Origin of the sequence: Fredinandcohnia onubensis (assembly GCF_002734285.1) — a bacterium.
Classification (GTDB): Bacteria; Bacillota; Bacilli; order Bacillales; family Bacillaceae_L; genus Ferdinandcohnia; species Ferdinandcohnia onubensis_A.
Map to the genome: position 1 here is coordinate 1 of NZ_NSEA01000033.1, position 18,610 is coordinate 18,610.

General features: G+C 36.4%; 13 protein-coding genes. All 13 read left to right on the forward strand.

Translation table 11 applies throughout. The annotated features are described in order from the left end of the window. Positions 1-46 precede the first annotated feature (46 nt). The 13 genes from CKJ95_RS21950 to speG all read left to right on the forward strand — a co-directional run bounded on the left by CKJ95_RS21950 (position 47) and on the right by speG (position 18,537). Complete coding sequence (locus tag CKJ95_RS21950; RefSeq protein WP_257215897.1) at positions 47-823, forward strand: metal-dependent hydrolase; 777 nt, start codon at positions 47-49, stop codon at positions 821-823. A gap of 360 nt (positions 824-1,183) precedes the next feature. After that, on the forward strand, positions 1,184-2,155 hold the full coding sequence (locus tag CKJ95_RS21955) for a LacI family DNA-binding transcriptional regulator (protein WP_099355602.1): 972 nt from the start codon (positions 1,184-1,186) through the stop codon (positions 2,153-2,155). A gap of 323 nt (positions 2,156-2,478) precedes the next feature. Then, positions 2,479-3,435 carry an ABC transporter permease gene (locus CKJ95_RS21960; protein ID WP_099355603.1) on the forward strand — a complete coding sequence of 319 codons (957 nt, stop codon included), beginning with the start codon at positions 2,479-2,481 and terminating at the stop codon, positions 3,433-3,435. 18 nt (positions 3,436-3,453) lie between these two features. Continuing rightward, positions 3,454-4,362, forward strand: coding sequence for a carbohydrate ABC transporter permease (locus tag CKJ95_RS21965; RefSeq protein WP_099355604.1), 909 nt, complete (start codon positions 3,454-3,456; stop codon positions 4,360-4,362). A gap of 93 nt (positions 4,363-4,455) precedes the next feature. Further along, positions 4,456-6,096, forward strand: coding sequence for an ABC transporter substrate-binding protein (locus CKJ95_RS21970; protein WP_257215898.1), 1,641 nt, complete (start codon positions 4,456-4,458; stop codon positions 6,094-6,096). Positions 6,097-6,204: 108 nt separating this feature from the next. Then, positions 6,205-7,164 (forward strand): PfkB family carbohydrate kinase, encoded by a 960-nt coding sequence (locus CKJ95_RS21975; protein WP_099355605.1) that lies wholly within the window; start codon positions 6,205-6,207, stop codon positions 7,162-7,164. Positions 7,165-7,191: 27 nt separating this feature from the next. Then, positions 7,192-8,688: a glycoside hydrolase family 32 protein gene (locus CKJ95_RS21980; protein ID WP_099355606.1), complete on the forward strand. Its 1,497-nt coding sequence runs from the start codon at positions 7,192-7,194 to the stop codon at positions 8,686-8,688. A 29-nt stretch (positions 8,689-8,717) separates the two neighbouring features. Further along, complete coding sequence (locus CKJ95_RS21985) at positions 8,718-9,305, forward strand: YesL family protein (protein ID WP_099355607.1); 588 nt, start codon at positions 8,718-8,720, stop codon at positions 9,303-9,305. Positions 9,306-9,518: 213 nt separating this feature from the next. Next, entirely contained in the window at positions 9,519-14,855 is a 5,337-nt protein-coding gene (locus tag CKJ95_RS21990; RefSeq protein ID WP_099355608.1) for a GH32 C-terminal domain-containing protein, read from the forward strand. A 232-nt stretch (positions 14,856-15,087) separates the two neighbouring features. Further along, positions 15,088-16,020 (forward strand): Gfo/Idh/MocA family protein, encoded by a 933-nt coding sequence (locus tag CKJ95_RS21995; RefSeq protein ID WP_099355609.1) that lies wholly within the window; start codon positions 15,088-15,090, stop codon positions 16,018-16,020. Between the two features lie 19 nt (positions 16,021-16,039). Beyond that, entirely contained in the window at positions 16,040-16,540 is a 501-nt protein-coding gene (locus CKJ95_RS22000; protein ID WP_099355610.1) for a YehS family protein, read from the forward strand. 319 nt (positions 16,541-16,859) lie between these two features. Further along, positions 16,860-17,714: a malate synthase gene (locus CKJ95_RS22005; protein WP_099355611.1), complete on the forward strand. Its 855-nt coding sequence runs from the start codon at positions 16,860-16,862 to the stop codon at positions 17,712-17,714. A gap of 307 nt (positions 17,715-18,021) precedes the next feature. Continuing rightward, complete coding sequence (speG, locus tag CKJ95_RS22010) at positions 18,022-18,537, forward strand: spermidine N1-acetyltransferase (protein ID WP_099355612.1); 516 nt, start codon at positions 18,022-18,024, stop codon at positions 18,535-18,537. Positions 18,538-18,610 lie beyond the last annotated feature (73 nt).

An 18,610-nucleotide genomic window follows, 5' to 3' on the forward strand; every position in this document is an offset into this window, starting at 1 on the left:
CTTATAAAAGTTTTGACAATACGTAAACTTGTAAGGGGGCTTTACTATGAAAGTATTACGTTTAGGTCATGCGATGTATGTTTTTACAACTAAAAAAGGAAATCAATATTTAGTCGACCCATTTTTTGATATGAATCCAGGTTGTCCAAGTGAGTATCAAACAGAGGAATTTTTGTCCAATATTAAAGGTGTGTTATTAACACATGGGCATTTTGATCATACAAGCGGACTAGAAAAATTAAGAAAAGCTAATCCGAGTTGTTTAATATTAGCACAATATGAATTAGCCTTGATTTTAGGCCGAAATGGTTTTGAAAATGTTTATCCTGTGAATTTTGGAGGATCGTTTGATTTTGGTGATGTAAAAGTTACTATGGTACCTGCTCGTCATTCGTCTAGCTACGGCGAATTGGAGGGTAGTCCCATTTACGCAGGAGAATCAGCAGGTTATGTATTTGATTTTGAGGATGACCATACGTTGTACCATTCTGGTGATACGATGATTATGACGGATATGAAATTAATTCAAGAGTTGTATAAACCATCAATTGCGATCCTTTCATCTTCAGGTCAATTCACAATGGGTCCAAAAGAAGCGGCATATGCAGTAGAACACTTATTAGATGTTAGATATGTTATCCCTAGTCATACATTTCCTAGTGCAAACTCAGCCTCCTCAAAAGAAACGTTAGATGGATTGTTAAAAGCATTTCCTGTTGTAGGAAATATGATTGAGAAAGATAATGAATTAAAAGATTATTTATCAAAACAACAAAAAACCGAGGTAGTCATAATTGGGTATGGAGAAGAAGTGACATTCTAGTAACAATATGATGTTGAAGTTGCTGGTGTTGAATTTGCAATTAAGCACTATACTTATAACATGATTCAAGATATCCATCCTTTTCCGGGATATAATTAAAATAAATAGTCAAAAGACCGAGAATTCGCTAATTCACGGTCTTATTTATTGTAAATAGTTCATAATGAATTTATGGGAAAAGCTCCATGAATAGATAAAGGGGGTCCTTATCTTAAAATAAGGGTATTCCGGAGCTGCTTAATGGGAAAGCAGATATTATAAAGTTAAAAAGATGCAAAAAAACAATTATCATGATAATATATATGAAAGCGGTTGACATACAGGAGTAAGCGCTTAAAAAAATAAATATTGGTGGTCTAAATGAAGGCAAAATTAGAAGATGTGGCTAAACTGGCAGGTGTTTCACCCACTACTGTTTCAAGGGTTATGAATAATAGAGGATATATTAGTGAAAAAACAAGACAAAAAGTAGAAGATGCAATTAAGGAATTAAATTATTATCCCAATGATATTGCACGTTCTTTATTTAAACAAAGGACTAATTTCATTGGATTAATATTACCTACAATTAACAACCCATTTTTCAGTGAATTAGCATTATATATTGAAAATGAAAGTGCAAATCATGGTTTCAAAATTATTCTGTGCAATAGTCTTGGGCAATTGGATAAGGAAAAATCTTACGCATCGATGTTAATTAGGCATCAAGTCGATGGAATGATAGTTTGTTCGTATAATAGGGGAATAGAGGCCTATAAAAATCCTAAACTACCTATCGTTGCCATAGATCATTATTTATCACCAGAAATCCCGGTAGTTGGATCCGATAACTATGAAGGTGGAAAGTTGGCAGTACAACATTTAATTAATCAAGGCTGTAAATCAATTGTTCATATTAACGGACCAGCTGAATTAGAAACCCCAGCCCAGCAAAGAAGAAAAGCATATGAAGACTTGGTAAAAAATCCAATAACCTATGAAATAATAGATTTATTTAATGAAGAAGCAACTGCAGTAACAATTAGAAGGATTTTTGAAGACCATCCAGAGACAGATGGTATTTTTGCAAGTGATGATTTAATGGCTGCAACTTGTTTAAAAGTAGCAAATGAGTTAAATATTAGTGTTCCAGATGATTTAAAAGTTGTTGGTTACGATGGGTCTCAAACCGTTATGAGTTTGCTACCACAGCTAACTACAATTAAACAGCCAATTAAAGATATTGCTAAGACTTCAGTATTAAATTTAATTGATCAGATTAATGAAGTCCCAATGGAAGATATAATGGAGATTGTTTTACCAGTTCAATTACTTGATAATGGTACAGCATAAATCTACTCAACTTTATTAGAGTAGATTTATTTTTTAGAAAATTTAGGTCAAGCGGTTGACATATAAAATAAAACAAATTAATATTAATGTAACAACCGGTTGACATGGAATACAAACACGGTTAAAAATTAATGTGAAAGCGGTTAACACAAAAGAGCCCCTTAAGTTTAATTTAAACAGTGGCAACATACTTATAGATTATGTGTCATCCGGTTGACACATAATCTTATCGTGAGTATTTCTATTGCTAATCACTTAAAACACATTTTTATTAAGTAGATTGCAAATGTTTTTATAACTAGTTTTGAAAGTGAGGAAAGGATATGAAAGTGGAGGCGAGTGAACTACCGACAGTCGCGCAAACTGTAAAAAAAGTAAAGAAATCAAAAGTAAGGCGAATCTTAAATAGTTACCAACTTTATTTGTTTCTATTGCCGGCTCTTGTTTATTTTATTGTTTTTCATTACGTCCCAATGTATGGGGTTTTGATCGCTTTTAAAGATTTTATCGCCACACAAGGCATAATGGGAAGCCCTTGGGTAGGATTAAAACATTTCGAGCGTTTTTTTGACTCTTATCAATTTTGGACACTTATTAAAAATACGTTTAGTTTAAGTATTTTGCAATTAATCATAGGATTCCCTCTTCCAATAATTATTGCGTTAATGATGAACCAGATTAGAAGTAAAAAATATAAAAGCTTTGTACAAACGGTCGTATATGCTCCGCATTTCATATCTGTTGTTGTATTAGCTGGTATGATATATGTTTTCTTTTCAAATAATGGGTTAATAAATAGTTTGATTATGCTTTTCGGTGGGGAGTCCATCTCCTTCATGGCAAAGCCTGAATGGTTCAAGCCATTATATATAGGTTCTGGTGTATGGCAGGAAACAGGTTGGGCCGCGGTTGTTTATCTTGCTGCACTTGCGGGTACTAGCCCAGAGTTACATGAGGCTGCTGTTATGGATGGAGCAAATAAGTGGCAGAGGATTCTACATGTAGATATTCCGGCGATTATGCCAATTGCTGTAATTTTATTAATCTTGCAAGTTGGTAATATTATGAATATCGGATTTGAAAAAGCTTACCTTTTACAAACACCACTTAACCAGCCGGCAGCTGAAATTATTCCAACGTATGTTTATAAAATGGGGTTACAGCAAGCACAATACAGTTTTGCTGCAGCTGTTGGATTATTTAATTCAGTCATCAATTTAGTGTTACTTGTGGCTGTAAATAAATTCGCGAAAAAAATATCTGGTCAAGGACTATGGTAGAAGGAGGTTTGTTAGACAATGAGTTTGCTAACTTTAAAAAGAGAAACAAGAAAATCAAAGGAAGATAAAATTTTCGATCTAATAAACCTATTTTTAGTAGCAGTTATGGTTGTCTTAGTTGTCTATCCTCTTTACTTCATTGTCATTGCTTCAATCAGTGATCCAAATATGATTTATGAAGGAAAGGTTTGGTTTTTACCGCAGGGAATTACATTTGAAGGATATGAACGGATTTTATCCGATAACTTGATATGGACCGGTTATAAAAATTCAATCATATACACATTTGTTGGCACGCTTGTTAATGTTTGTTTTACCCTAATGGCAGCATATGCCTTATCTAGAAAAGATTTGTATGGTAGAAACATTATCATGTTGCTGTTCTTATTTACGATGTTCTTCTCTGGCGGATTAATTCCTACATATTTAGTAGTTAAAGATCTTGGCTTACTTAATACGATGTGGGCATTGATTCTTCCGAAAGCTGTAGCGGTTTGGAACTTGATTGTTGCAAGAACTTATTTTCAGATGTCCATCCCTGATGAAATGTTAGAAGCAGCAAAAATTGACGGATGTTCAGATGTAAAATTCTTTTGGAAAATTGTTTTACCGCTATCAAAACCAATTGTCGCAGTTATGGTTCTCTTTTACGCAGTAGGACATTGGAATTCTTACTTTGATGCTTTGATTTATTTAAATGATGAAGATTTATATCCTCTTCAATTAATTCTACGGAACATCTTGATACAAAATGAAGCTTCAACCCAAATGATTAGTGACCTTGAGTCTCTTGCGGCAAAACAAAGAGTTTCAGAATTAATCAAATATGGTGTTATTATCGTAGCTTCTTTACCATTATTAGTCCTTTACCCGTTCGTACAAAAGCACTTTGTTAAAGGTGTTATGATCGGCAGTATTAAAGGGTAATCCATTTGAACTCACATCAAGGAGGTGGTGGGTCGTTTCTTACAAAATCAGTTTTTCTTAAATATCAAGTTACCATTTAAAGGGGGAAAATCAATGATTAGATCAATAAAAAGAAATATGTTGAAAAATAAGAAGAAAAAGTCATCTGTAGTATTAGCTATCGGATTAAGTGCAGCACTTGCTTTAACTGGTTGTTCAGCCAACAAGGATTCTGAAAAAACATCTGCAAAAGCTGTAGAATTCAACAAAACTGGATTACCGATTGTAGATAAAGAAATAACATTAGAGTTTGTTTCTCCTAAAGCTGCATTAGCTCCTGATTATTCGGAAATGACGATTTTTGATCGCTTAGAAGAAGCAACAAATGTAAAAATCGATTGGACAAATATCCCTGCAGACGGTTACCAAGAAAAGAAAAACTTATTATTAGCAAGTGGCGACTTACCTGATGCGTTCTACGCTTCCGGTTTTTCAGATCAAGATCTTATTCAACATGGTCAGAACGGAACTATCATTCCTTTAGAAGATTTAATTGACGAGTATGCTCCAAATTTAAAGAAACTATTTGAAGAAAGACCAGAATTAAAACAAATGATCACAGCTCCAGATGGACATATTTACTCACTTCCACGAGCTGAAGAAATGGATTTAGTTGGTATGCCAAATATTATGTTTATTAACCAAACATGGTTAGATAAACTAGGTCTTCAAATGCCTTCAACTCTGGAAGAATATCACGATGTTTTAAAGGCTTTTAAAGAAAAGGATCCGAATGGTAACGGTAAACAAGACGAAATCGGTCTTACATTTTGGTTCAATGGCTGGGCTGGAAATGAAGGGGATTTGATCGGATTATTCGGATTACCTGATACTTCATTTGAAGCAGATCACCGTATCGTTCGCGACGGAAAAGTGATTTATGTTGCGACTCAACCTGAATATAAAGAAGCGATTGCCTACTATCATGAATGGGTGAAAGAAGGATTAATAGACCCTGAGGTTGTAACTCAAGATACAGCACAACTTTTTGCAAAGGGTAAAACAGAAAACCCAGTATTAGGTTCATTCATTTGGTGGGAAGATACTGAGGTTGTTGGAACTGATCGCGTAGATGACTACTCTATTTTACCACCTCTTAAAGGTGTAGACGGAAAGATTCGAATTGGACGTTCTAATTATTCAGAGTATGGAAGAGATGCATTTGTTATTACTTCTGCAAATAAAAACCCAGAATTAACTATGCGTTGGGTTGACGAGCTTTATGCACCAAAAATGTCTGCCCAAATCAACTGGGGACCAATTGGTGAAGTGTATGAAGAAGATGAAAATGGAATGTTAGTGAATAAAGAGTTACCAGAAGGCATAGCGATGGGTGAATACAGACAAAAAGTAGCTCCAGGCGGACCTTTCGTTGTTCTAAAAGAACATTTTGGAACTGTAGTAGATATGGAACCAAGAGCAAAAGAAAGATTACAAATTTTAGAGGAACACTACAGACCGCATATGGCTAAAGAAAACTATCCACAAATTTTCTTCAGTGTCGAAGAGCTAGAAAAAATTAATCAAATTGAGCCTGAAATTAAAGAGTTTGTAAAACAAAAAGAAGCTCAATGGTTAATTGAAGGTGGAATTGAAAAAGAGTGGGATGACTATGTTGCTCAGCTTGAATCTATGGGATTAGGTGAACTAATGGAAATCTATCAAACAGGTTTAGACCGTTTTAATAATAATTAATCATGTCTTATAAAGGCCAGATGTTTCAATAATCTGGCCTTTACTATGAATGAAAAGTTATTAATCAACTTTAGAATAGTAAAAAGTTTATTGAAAAAGGTGATTTCAATGTATGGAGTAACAGCATTAGGAGAGTTATTAATCGACTTTACACCTTCTGGTCAGTCAGAAAGAGGGAATGTTTTGTTTGAAACAAATCCTGGTGGAGCTCCAGCGAATGTTCTTGTTGCCTTGTCTAAATTAGATGTGAAAACTTCTTTTATTGGAAAGGTTGGGCAAGATCATTTCGGGATTTTTTTAAAAAATACGTTAGAAAAAATGAATGTCGATACCCTAAATCTTCTTTTTTCAAACGAAGCAAATACGACGCTGGCCTTCGTTCATTTAGATCCAAGCGGGGATCGCTCATTCAGTTTTTATCGTGAATCTGGTGCGGATATTTTGTTGAGGGAAGTAGAAATCAGCGAACAGCAAATAAAAAATTCAACGATTTTCCATTTTGGGTCACTTTCATTAACTCATGAGCCTGCAACTACAGCTACTTTTACAGCATTGAATTATGCAAAGAAGCATGGTGTGTTGATTTCGTATGATCCAAATTTACGCTTACAGCTCTGGGATTCAGTAGATCGTGCAAAAGAGATGATCAAGAAGGGTTTAGAATACGCAGATATCGTTAAGCTTTCAGAAGAAGAATTACTATTTTTAACTGGTACAAGGGATGTGGAAAAGGGGACAGAGTTGATAAAAATTCGATATCAATGTCCACTCATTCTAGTTACGTTAGGGCCTAGTGGAAGTTTCTTTCGATCTACAACTAGTTTTGGTAGAGTAGGAGGATTTAAGGTAGACGTTGTTGATACAACTGGGGCAGGTGATGCTTTTGTTGGTGGAACTCTATATAAAATCCTTGAAAAAAACAAAAAACTTTATGAGTTAACAAAAGATGACTATATGGAAGTTCTAAACTTTGCGAATGCTACAGGGGCTCTTGCAACCACAAGTAAAGGCGGAATACCGAGTATGCCCACTTTGGAGCAGATTGAAAAACTAGTATCAAATCAATAGTTATATAAAGAGAGGAGTACAACAAGCATGAGCAACGCAGAAACAAAACCAACTTATTATACGGAAAAATATCGTCCACAATACCATTTCTCACCCACAGAAAACTGGATGAATGACCCGAATGGGATGGTCTATTATGAAGGGGAATACCATCTGTTTTATCAATATCACCCACATGGTACAACGTGGGGGCCGATGCATTGGGGGCACGCTATAAGTACAGATCTTGTGCACTGGGAGCATTTGCCGATTGGATTAACTCCTGATGAAAATGGGATGATCTTTTCAGGAAGTGCAGTAGTTGACTGGGAGGATACATCTGGATTTTTTAACGGGGGAACAGGGTTGGTTGCTATTTTTACATCAGCAGATACATACCCCGATTCTGAACGACCAAGACAGCGACAAAGTATTGCTTATAGCTTGGATAAAGGGAGAACATGGATAAAATATGCGGGGAATCCTGTTCTATCAGATGAGGATATCACAGATTTCCGCGATCCTAAAGTATTTTGGCATTATGAAACAGGTAAGTGGGTGATGATTCTAGCAGCCGGACAAAGTGTTCGACTTTATACTTCCTCGGATTTAAAGACTTGGAATTTTGCGAGTGAATTTGGAGCGGAGGAAGGTTCACATCTAGGCGTTTGGGAGTGCCCTGATTTATTTGAATTGCCAGTTGACGGGGATGAGGATAATAAAAAATGGGTGTTGTTAGTAAGTATTGGTGCCGAACCTCACATTCCAGAAGGCTCAAGAACACAATATTTTATCGGAGATTTTGACGGTAAAACATTTATAAATATATATTCAGCTGACATGACTCTTTGGATCGACAAAGGAAGAGACAACTATGCGGGTGTAAGTTGGTCTGATATTCCGGCTCAAGATAATAGGAGAATTTATCTCGGTTGGATGAGTAACTGGAAATATGCGAATGTAACGCCAACGATGGAATGGCGCAGTAGTATGACAATACCGCGCGCATTATCTTTAAAAACGTTAGTTGATGGCATTCGATTAATACAATCACCAGTAGAGGAATTATCGGACTTGCGAACAACATCTTTTTTGCTCTCTGATAAGAACATTTCACCTGGGGAAAATCTTTTAAAAGATGTAAAGGGTGATTCGTTTGAAATTGTAGCCGAATTTGAATTGTGTGGAGCAAGTGAATTCGGGTTTAAGGTACGCAAGTCAACTAGCGAAGAAACGATTATTGGGTATAATATTAAAAATGAAACATTATTTATTGACCGTATAAATTCAGGTGAATTTGAATTCCATGAAGACTTTTCTGGGAAACATGAAGGCCACTTGACCCCAATAAAAAATAATATAAAGCTTCATTTGTTCGTTGACTGGTCGTCAGTAGAGGTATTTGGTAATGACGGTGAATTAGTGATAACAGATTTAATTTTTCCAAAAGAAGACGGTCAGGACATTGAGCTTTATGCAATCGGTGGAGAAGTGTTCGTTCGCTCCCTTGAGTTTTATGAATTAACATCCATTTGGAAAAAATAATAGACAAGAGTGAGTAGGGGGAATGAGGAATGAGTGATAATAGATTACTAAATACACTAAATTCCATTGTGGATTATTTTCTATTAAATTTATTGTGGGTTATTGCTTCCATCCCTTTACTCACGATTTTTCCTGCAACGACTGCAATGTTTGGCGTGATTAGAAAAAGACAGCTTCAGAAAGATTCAAAAGGCATTTTCATAGATTTTGTCATGATGTTTAAAGAAAATTTTAAACAGAGTTCACTGCTATCTATCATTTGGGCGGTTGTAGCCCTGTTTTTATATATGGACTACGTGTTAATTAATCCTCGGGGATCAGTTGTTGAGTTAGCCCTCTATATATTTTTGGTTAGTGCAATCATTTTGTTTAGTGCAATAACTATTTTTGTCTTTCCAGTGATGGTGCATTTTGAACTAACTTTGAAGGACATTATAAGAAATTCATTTTTCTTTTCGCTGATGAAGCCAATGGTTACGATTGTCTTATTGGCGTGTTTAGTGATGGGAATTGGGTCTACTTATTATTATCCTATTTCGGTATTTATTGTTCCGAGTATAATCGTTTCGATTTTCTATTTGTTTTGTCAAAAGTTGTTTGATGTGGTTGTGAAGTGAAGTAAAGTGTTTTTTGACCCTTAGGAAAAGGGTTGCATTAAACAGCCACTGAACTTATTCGACTTATTGAAGATTATAGAAGTTTATCAGTTTATTGTTTAACCTATTATTTCACATAAGGTGATCAATTAGGTCTAGTTAAACAAAAATGTTTACGCTTACATCTAAGAGCTATTAAAGGAATGCAAAATTGTATAAAAAGGAGCTTGAGAGATGAAAGATAAAAAGAATAACAGAATGTGGAGTTTACTAATTATAGTGTCGTTTATGATTACGATGATACCGCAGCAAGCATACAATGTAACAGAAGCAGCAGTAATTAGTGAAAGTGAACCATATCGCCCAGGCTATCACTTTTCTCCTGATAAGGGGTGGATGAATGACCCAAACGGTATGGTTTACTATGACGGGGAATATCACCTTTTTTATCAGCATAATCCAACTGGAAACACATGGGGGCCGATGTATTGGGGACATGCTGTAAGTAAGGATTTGGTGAATTGGGAGCACCTTCCGATTGCTCTATATCCAGATGAGCTTGGGTTTATGTGGTCAGGTAGTGTGGTCGTTGACTGGAATAATACCTCTGGCTTTGGAGACGGTTCTAAACCACCAATGGTTGCGATGTTTACACAAGAAAAAGGTGGAAAACAAGTACAAAGTTTAGCTTATAGTAATGATAAAGGGCGTTCATGGACAACCTACGAAGGAAATCCTGTAATACCTATGATTGAAGAAGGCGATGTGTTTAGAGATCCTAAAGTCTTTTGGCACCAAGACACAAACAAATGGATTATGGTTATATCTGCGGGTAATCATATTAAAATCTATCAATCTACCAATTTAAAAGACTGGAACCATGAAAGCGATTTTGGAAGTGATCAAGGATCACATGCTGGTACATGGGAGTGTCCAGATTTATTTGAACTGGCGGTAGATGGAGATCCAAACAAAAAGAAGTGGGTTCTTGCTGTAAGTATTAGTGAAGGGTCCCCTGCTGGCGGATCTGGGATGCAATATTTTATAGGAGACTTTGATGGAACAACCTTTACGAACGAAAACGAACCTGACAAAGTTCTTTGGGCTGATTATGGAAGTGATTTCTATGCGGCAGTTACATGGAGTGATGTGCCTGATCATGATGGACGAAAAATATGGATGGGTTGGATGAATAATTGGCTTTATGGTCAAGACCTTCCAACGTCAAAATTTAGAGGGGCTATGAGTTTGCCAAGAGAATTAGCCCTTACTAGTTCGTCTGACAATACCATTCGTCTCGTTCAAAAGCCTGTTAGTGAATTTGAAAATTTAAGAGAAAATAAGAAAAGCTGGGCAAATGAAACCATCGATACTGAAAACAGTTTATTATCGGGTGTAAATGGGAAACAATTTGAGGTTAGAGCAGAATTTGATCTTACATCTTCAAATGCTACCGAATTTGGTTTTATTGTAAGAAAAGGGGAAGAATCAGAAACAAAAGTCGGATATAACAAAACTGAACAACAGCTGTTTGTTGACCGCTCAAATTCTGGTGAAATTAGCTTCCATGAAAAATTTGCGGCAAAACATACTGCACCATACTCTTCAACACTTGATACAGTAAAAATGAACCTATTTATTGATAGCGCATCTATTGAGGTGTTTGGAAAGGATGGAGAAGTTGTATTAACTGATCAGGTTTTTCCGACAGAAAATGATGTGGCTCTCGATATTTATTCATTAGATGGAAAAGTAATTTTAAAGTCGTTAGAAATCTATGAAATAAAAAGCGCACAGTTTAAATCAAATAAGGGGGTCATAAATGTTGACCCTACAACTCTTCCGGAGGAGATTGAAAACCCAGATTTTGAGACGGGAGATTTAACTGGTTGGTCAGAAGTGGGTTCTGCGTTTAATGACCCAGTTTCAGATGTATCGAGTTTTTGGGGAGGTCCGTTTAATCAGCAAGGAACTTTCCATGTCTGGGGATTCGCAGGAGCGAAGGAAGATGCAAACTCAGATCTTCGAACAGGCGAAATGATGTCAAGTGTATTCAAATTAGGAGGCAACGGGATGATTGATTTCCTTGTAGCTGGTGGCGAAGATCTCGATAACCTATATGTAGCACTTGTAAGAGCTTCTGATGGAAAGGAGCTATTTAAAGCAACGGGTGCTAATACTGAAGCTTATCGGAGAGTCAAATGGGATGCATCAGAATATATTGGTGAATCATTGTATATAAAGATTGTTGATCAGCATAGTGGAGGTTTTGGTCATATTAATGTCGATGACTTCCGAGTGTATAACAATGATCCAATCTTAACGGACGATATTGAAAATCCCGATTTTGAAACAGGAGATTTAGCAGGCTGGACCGTTGTTGAAGGTGATGCTTTTTCAAATGAAAATGTGACAGATGCAAAAGATTGGGGGTGGGGAGGTCCTTTTAATCATACGAACGAATTCCATCTTTGGGGAGCAAAAGCCAGTGATGATAAAACTGGAATTCTTAAATCCAAACACTTTATTTTATCAGGGAACGGTGAAATAAGCTTCTTAATTGGTGGGGGCAATAATATCGAAAAATTATATGTCGCATTAGTAAGAGCTTCTGATGATAAGGAATTAATGAAAGAGACAAATAAGAACTTTGCTGATAGTGAGGCTTACTCAAGAGTGACTTGGGATGCAGCAAGTTATGTTGGAGAAGAGGTATATCTCAAAATAGTTGATAAAGCAACAGGGGGATGGGGACATATAAATGTCGATGATTTCCAAGTGAAAACACAAGGCATAATTGCCCACTGGCCTTTGGATGAAAGTAAAGCTGCAAAGGCATTAGATAAAGTAAGTGGCATTAAGGATTCGGTAGAATATGTATTCAATGATGCAAAGTATAAACCATCAACAGACCCGTTATGGAAACAAGGTATATCCAATAATGCTTTATTATTTGATGGATATTCAACTTGGATTTCTAGAAAGGCAGAGAATATTATCAAGCCTTCTAGTGCGTTAACAATTGAGGCTTGGGTAGCTCCTAGATCCTACGAGTGGGGAGATTTAGGTCAATTATCTGCCATTGTAAACCAGCATAATCGTTCCTCGAATGAAGGGTATATACTAGGAATGGGTAAACATGGGAGATGGTCGTTTCAAGCAAGTGTTAACGGCGATTGGAGAGAGGTTTGGGCAGATGAATCTAAACCATTAGAAAAAGATAAATGGTCATACATTGTAGCAACGTTTAGCCAGACTGAGAAAAAGATGAAACTTTATCTAAATGGAGAGCAAGTTGGTGAAGTATCTACGCCAAACGGAGTATTAACACCATCTGCCCAGGATTTAATTATTGGAAAGCATAATTCAGCTGCTGTTATTAATGGCACATTTACAGCAAATATGTTTAATGGTTTAATTGATGAATTAAAGATTCATAATCAAGTAATAAATGAGGAAGAAATTCAAAAGAACTATCAGACGGTGATTCAAACGTTTGAAGATGGTAAATTACCAACTCCCGATATGAAAATGGATCGAAGCAGATATGATGGTGATCGCTACAGACCTCAATATCACTTGATTTCACCAGAGCATTGGATGAATGAGCCTCATGGGCCGATGTATTATAACGGGAAATATCATATTTTCTATCAGCATAATCCACAAGGCCCGTATTGGCATCAAATTCACTGGGGACATTTAGTCAGCGATGATATGGTTCATTGGGAAGATGCGCCTGTCGCATTAGCTCCAACAGGAAATTCCGTATCACCTGATGGAGTCTGGTCAGGAGATTCAACAGTAGATGCTGAGGGGAATCCAGTTCTTCTTTTTACAGCTGGAGATGATTCTAAGTTTCCAAATCAAATGACGGGACTTGCAACAAGTAAAGATCCGAAAGATCCATTATTAAAGGAATGGACGATGTATGAAGAAGCAGTTACTGTTCAAGCACCTAATCTTCCTGCCGAGCAAGGAGAAGTGTGGTATGGGCAATTCCGCGATCCATTTGTTTGGAAAGATGGGGATACATGGTATCAGTTAGTAGGCTCAGGAATAAAGGGTGTTGGTGGTACAGCATTACTGTACACATCTAAGGATTTATATGAATGGAAGTATGAAAAACCTTTATTTGTTGGAGATGTTAAAAATCACCCGAAAACTGGAGATGTCTGGGAACTGCCGGTATTTTTACCAGTAGGTGAAGATAAAGAAGGGAATAAAAAGTATGCCTTCTTCATTAATCCTTGGTTTGAAAGCTATAGTCCACATAATGTGAAATATGTTTGGTATTGGACTGGAACTTGGGATAAGGAAAAGTTAGAGTTTGTACCTGATTTTGAAGATCCAAAACAATTTGACTATGGTGAGCATTTTACCGGGCCAAGTGGAATGGTAGATGAAACTGGTCGTTCAATCCTGTTTAGTATTGCCCAAGACAGAAGAACCGAGCAGCAGCACCATGATGCCGGATGGGCACATAATGGTGGGTTACCGCTAGAATTATCATTATCTCAGAGTGGTGAGCTAGCAATTGAACCAATCAAAGAGCTTCAGTCGTTAAGACAAAAAGAATTGTTATCAATTAAAAATGATAAAATTGAGAAAGCTAATGAGCAATTAAAGAAAATTAAAGGTGATATGCTTGAGATACAGCTTGAAATTGATTTGAAAAAGGATGAACAAGTTGGATTAAAGCTTAGAAAAAGTTCAAAAGGTAAAGAAGAAACCCTATTATTCTATGATGCAATGAACGAAAAACTAAATGTTGATCGTTCAAAATCTAGTCTAGATCCAGATATCCCTAAAGGTATTCAGGGAGGGGAATTAAAGCTTGATGGTGATAACTTAAAGCTTCACATCTATCTAGACCGTTCAATGATTGAAGCATATGCAAATGGCAAGAAGAGTATTACCACTCGCGTTTATCCAACACTTGAGGATGCGCTAGGACTAGAACTATGGAGTAGTCATGGAAAAGCTAAGGTTAAATCGATGAAAATTTGGGAGCTGGGTTCTGCCTATGGAAAAACCATTCCGTCGTACTGGTCACCAGTAGAGGAAGTACCAGCACATGGTGAATTAAAAAATCATGATTTCCAAACTGGGGATTTAACAGGTTGGGAAGTGATTGAAGGAAAAACTTTCAGCGATAAACATGTGACAAATGCAAATGACTGGGGATGGGGCGGCCCATTTAACCAAGCTTATGACCAAGTGGATCCTAAAAGATACCATTTATGGGGATTCAATGGGGAGCAAGGCGGAGATGCAGCGACTGGTATAGTAAAGTCTGAAGACTTCAAACTCGGAGGATTAGGCAAAATTGACTTTTTGATTGGTGGCGGACAAAATATCGATAATCTTTATGTAGCTTTAGTCCGAAAGTCAGACGGGAAAGAGCTATTAAAAGCCACCGGACATAATGATGAAGCCTATCGAAGAGTGAGATGGGATGCGTCTGATTTTCTAGGGGAAGAATTATTCATCAAGGTTGTTGATAAAGAAACTGGAGGATGGGGACATCTTAATATTGATGATGTTAATGTTCCAGTAGTTTTAGACTAATTGTATTATGGATGTCTACAATGGACTGTCCTGTAGGCTAATGAAAAAGACCAAATCGAATGCGATTTGGTCTTTTAGATTTCTTAAATCAGTTTCGTTCATTATGTCTCCAGTTATTCTAAAGTGTATTAACTTGTTTATCGTTGGTCGTTCTACTATCATTATTGTATGTATTTTTTCATTATGTGAAAAGCGACACCGCATAGATTGAATAGGAAAGAGGGCTATTATAGTGACCAAAATTGGGGTTATTGGACTAGGAGATATTGCACAAAAAGCGTATCTGCCAGTTTATAGCGGATTAAAGGAGATTGAATTTCATTTTTACACAAGAAACCAAGAAAAGTTACGAACAATTACCAGCCAGTATCGGTTTGAACATATTCACTCCGACCTCAAATCCCTAATGGAAAGTGGTATTACGGGAGCATTCATCCATTCGTCGACATCCTCTCATGAAGAAATAGTTAAGCTGCTTCTACAACACGGGATCCATGTGTTTGTGGACAAACCTATTACCGACAATTATGAAGGTGCTAAAAGACTTGTTGAATTGGCGGAGGAGCGAGGTCTTATTCTTATGACTGGATTTAATCGCAGATTTGCCCCTTCGTATAGAAGTTTGAAGGAAGTATCTCAGCCAAATATGGTTGTGGTCCAGAAAAACCGTAATAATCTACCTGGTGAACCGAGGACGTTTATTTTCGATGATTTTATCCATGTAGTGGATACGATGAGGTATTTATTTCCGCACCCGATCGAAGACATGGTCGTGAATGGTCGTATGGAGAATGGTTCCTTATTCCACGTAGTGATTCAGTTTATTTCTAAAGGCGGCACGGCAATCGGCATTATGAACAGGGATAATGGGACCACCGAGGAAATCGCTCAGGTTATGGGCCCGTTCGAGAAGCGGACAGTCACGAATGTATCCAACTTAGTCATTTCAAAAGGTATGGAAAATAGTGAGGTTCGGAGTAGCGATTGGGAGCCAACCTTGTTTAAAAGAGGGTTTGAACAAATGGTGAAAGACTTTATTCACGCTGTCAGCACAAATTCGGAAACCTTAATTTCAGCTCGTGATGCACTGAAAACCCATGAAATTTGCGAAGAAATTCTTACGAAACTAGCAGAAAAGAAGGAAGTAACAGGAACTACTAATTGAATAAAAGGGAGCTCAACTGATGGATAATAACGATATTTTAATCCGATTGAGATATGCATTGGAATTAAAAAATAAAGAAATGGCAGAGATTTTTAAACTTGGTGGCATAGATGTGCCAGTACCAGATGTTGTAAAGATTCTGACAAAGACATACGATGAAGATGATTATGAGAATGAAGATCAAATAAAGTGTACGCACAGTATGTTAGACTCATTTTTAAATGGCCTTATTGTTTACAAAAGAGGGAAGCAGGAGCCAAAACCAGGACAGCCTAATCCACCAGAACCTACTTTAAAGACAAGTGGGAACGTGAATAATCTTCTATTAAAGAAAGTCAAAATTGCACTAGCTTTAACGACTGAGGATATGCTAGAGATTTTTGATAATGTAGGGTTACGTGTAACAAAAGGAGAGCTAGGGGCTTTATTACGAAAAGAAGGACATAAGAATTATAAAGAATGCGGAGATAATTTCGCCAGAAACTTTTTAAAAGGGCTAACGATCAAATACAGAGGGTAGTGCCATCGCCATAAATTTCATAGAGGTTTCCTAAAAGTTTTATGACTTTTGGGAAGCCTTTTTTTTAGCTATATCAAGTGGTTGTAGGGAATAAAATTTCATTTTACCTCACGATAAAATATATTGTCAACAAGAAAATTTGAAAAACTTTCAAAAAAATGTTACAATAATCTTACAATTGTTTTTTTATATCTAGTTTATAAAAGTGAAGAACAAATCAATCAGTTATTTGGGATTTAAGGAAACAAGTTGAATAAAATGATCAATTTACTATCTATTAGTAACCGGGTTTTTTTATTCTACAAGGAGGACTAGAATAATGAATCTTATTAATAAGAAAGTTACACACAAGCGTTTTGGTATGGGTAGTATAGTTGAACATAATGACTCTAGTATTGAAATCCACTTTGAGTCGGAAAATAAAAAGTTTGTTTTCCCTGATGTATTTGAAAAACATCTAAAAATGCATGATCAAAGTATTGCTAATTCACTTGAAAAAATGATACAAGAAAAGGAAATGGAACGAAAAGAAGAAGAATCGAAGAAGGAAGAGGAAAGAAAACTACATCGAAAAAAACAGGAACTTCGCTTGGAATATGAAAAATTGATGAAAAATCATAAACTTCATCCAGAATCACAAATGGTTTTTTGGTGTGATCCGGAAGAACAGAATCGTTCTTTATCTGAGTGGAAGGTTTTTTCAGGCGAAATAAAAAGTGGTACGAACAAGGGGAAGCCAAATAAACCAATCCGCTTGCACCAAAATAGTGCTGTCCTGTTAACCGAAATAGATGACAGCAAGCCTGAAAAAGACAGACGCATTCTAGGTGTTTATATGGTGAAGGAAGGTTTTATCGGTAAGCTTTGTGAAGATGGATATATTCCAGCTCATTCCACATACAGAATCGAACTTACAGAACAGGAATCAGAGCAGATGCTTTTCTGGAAATATTACGTCAATGAAAAGCACCCTCACAAAATGACATGGAATACAGGGAAATACCGCTATTTTGATAACTTATGGATGGCTCAGATTTTGCTTGATATCGTTTCGTTGAAAAGCGATCCAAAGGAACGAGAGCTTGCCCAACAATTCTTTGAACATTTTTGTAAAATGAATCAGCTCACAGAGCAAGAGTTACAAAAGCCAAATGGCGCATTAATGCGTGATTAGTCGTTTGCTATGGACTGACATAATTTCCCCACTCATCACTATTTGCGATCAGTGCCAAGCTGTCGTGTAGTTTTTTGCGTGTTGGAACTCATAGAATAGAAAAGCAGTTGATATAGAATCTCTATACCATCTGCTTTTTTTGTAGATGTCTTTTTTGCGTCTTGGAAAATTTATTCGAGCAGCAGAAGGCGGAGAGTCTGTTTGCGTAAAACATGAGATTTTTTTAGAAAAAATGGTCAAAAAGCGGGAGAAAAGGAAAGACTTTATTTTAAGAGGATTGAATGCAGGTTTCGGAGGATGAATAGTAATGAGTGATGTAAGATTAAGGCCATTAGAACGAGTTGACTTAGGATTTGTCCATAAATTAAATATTAATGCAAACATCATGTCCTATTGGTTTGAGGAGCCATATGAGTCATTTGTTGAATTGCAGGATTTATATGATAAGCATATTCATGATCAGGGTGAAAGAAGATTTATTGTACAAAAAGGCGATGAAATGGTGGGGCTGGTTGAATTAGTAGAGATTGATTATATTCATCGTAGGGTTGAATTCCAAATTATAATTGACCCGAATCATCAAGGGCATGGATATGCGAAGTCTGCAACGTATCTTGCAATGGATTATGCGTTTTCTGTATTGAATATGTATAAATTATATTTAATCGTGGATAAAACGAATGAAAAAGCGATTCATATTTATCAAAAACTTGGTTTTCAATTTGAAGGTGAATTAATTGATGAGTTTTTTGTTGACGGTGAATATCATAATGCAATTAGAATGTGTATGTTTCAACATCAGTATTTTAATAGGGGTTCTTGAGAGTCCGAGTGCGATGTTAGAAAAAGCATTAAAGAGGTTGAAAAACGGAGTGCCAATGAATGGACTCTCCGTT

Bases quoted from the DNA above. Each gene is read 5' to 3' on its own strand.
- CKJ95_RS21970 (WP_257215898.1), top strand. From the start codon at position 4,456: ATGATTAGATCAATAAAAAGAAATATGTTGAAAAATAAGAAGAAAAAG.
- CKJ95_RS21985 (WP_099355607.1), top strand. From the start codon at position 8,718: ATGAGTGATAATAGATTACTAAATACACTAAATTCCATTGTGGATTAT.
- CKJ95_RS21980 (WP_099355606.1), top strand. From the start codon at position 7,192: ATGAGCAACGCAGAAACAAAACCAACTTATTATACGGAAAAATATCGT.
- CKJ95_RS21990 (WP_099355608.1), top strand. From the start codon at position 9,519: ATGAAAGATAAAAAGAATAACAGAATGTGGAGTTTACTAATTATAGTG.
- CKJ95_RS22000 (WP_099355610.1), top strand. From the start codon at position 16,040: ATGGATAATAACGATATTTTAATCCGATTGAGATATGCATTGGAATTA.
- CKJ95_RS21965 (WP_099355604.1), top strand. From the start codon at position 3,454: ATGAGTTTGCTAACTTTAAAAAGAGAAACAAGAAAATCAAAGGAAGAT.
- CKJ95_RS22005 (WP_099355611.1), top strand. From the start codon at position 16,860: ATGAATCTTATTAATAAGAAAGTTACACACAAGCGTTTTGGTATGGGT.
- CKJ95_RS21950 (WP_257215897.1), top strand. From the start codon at position 47: ATGAAAGTATTACGTTTAGGTCATGCGATGTATGTTTTTACAACTAAA.
- CKJ95_RS21960 (WP_099355603.1), top strand. From the start codon at position 2,479: ATGAAAGTGGAGGCGAGTGAACTACCGACAGTCGCGCAAACTGTAAAA.
- speG (WP_099355612.1), top strand. From the start codon at position 18,022: ATGAGTGATGTAAGATTAAGGCCATTAGAACGAGTTGACTTAGGATTT.
- CKJ95_RS21975 (WP_099355605.1), top strand. From the start codon at position 6,205: ATGTATGGAGTAACAGCATTAGGAGAGTTATTAATCGACTTTACACCT.
- CKJ95_RS21955 (WP_099355602.1), top strand. From the start codon at position 1,184: ATGAAGGCAAAATTAGAAGATGTGGCTAAACTGGCAGGTGTTTCACCC.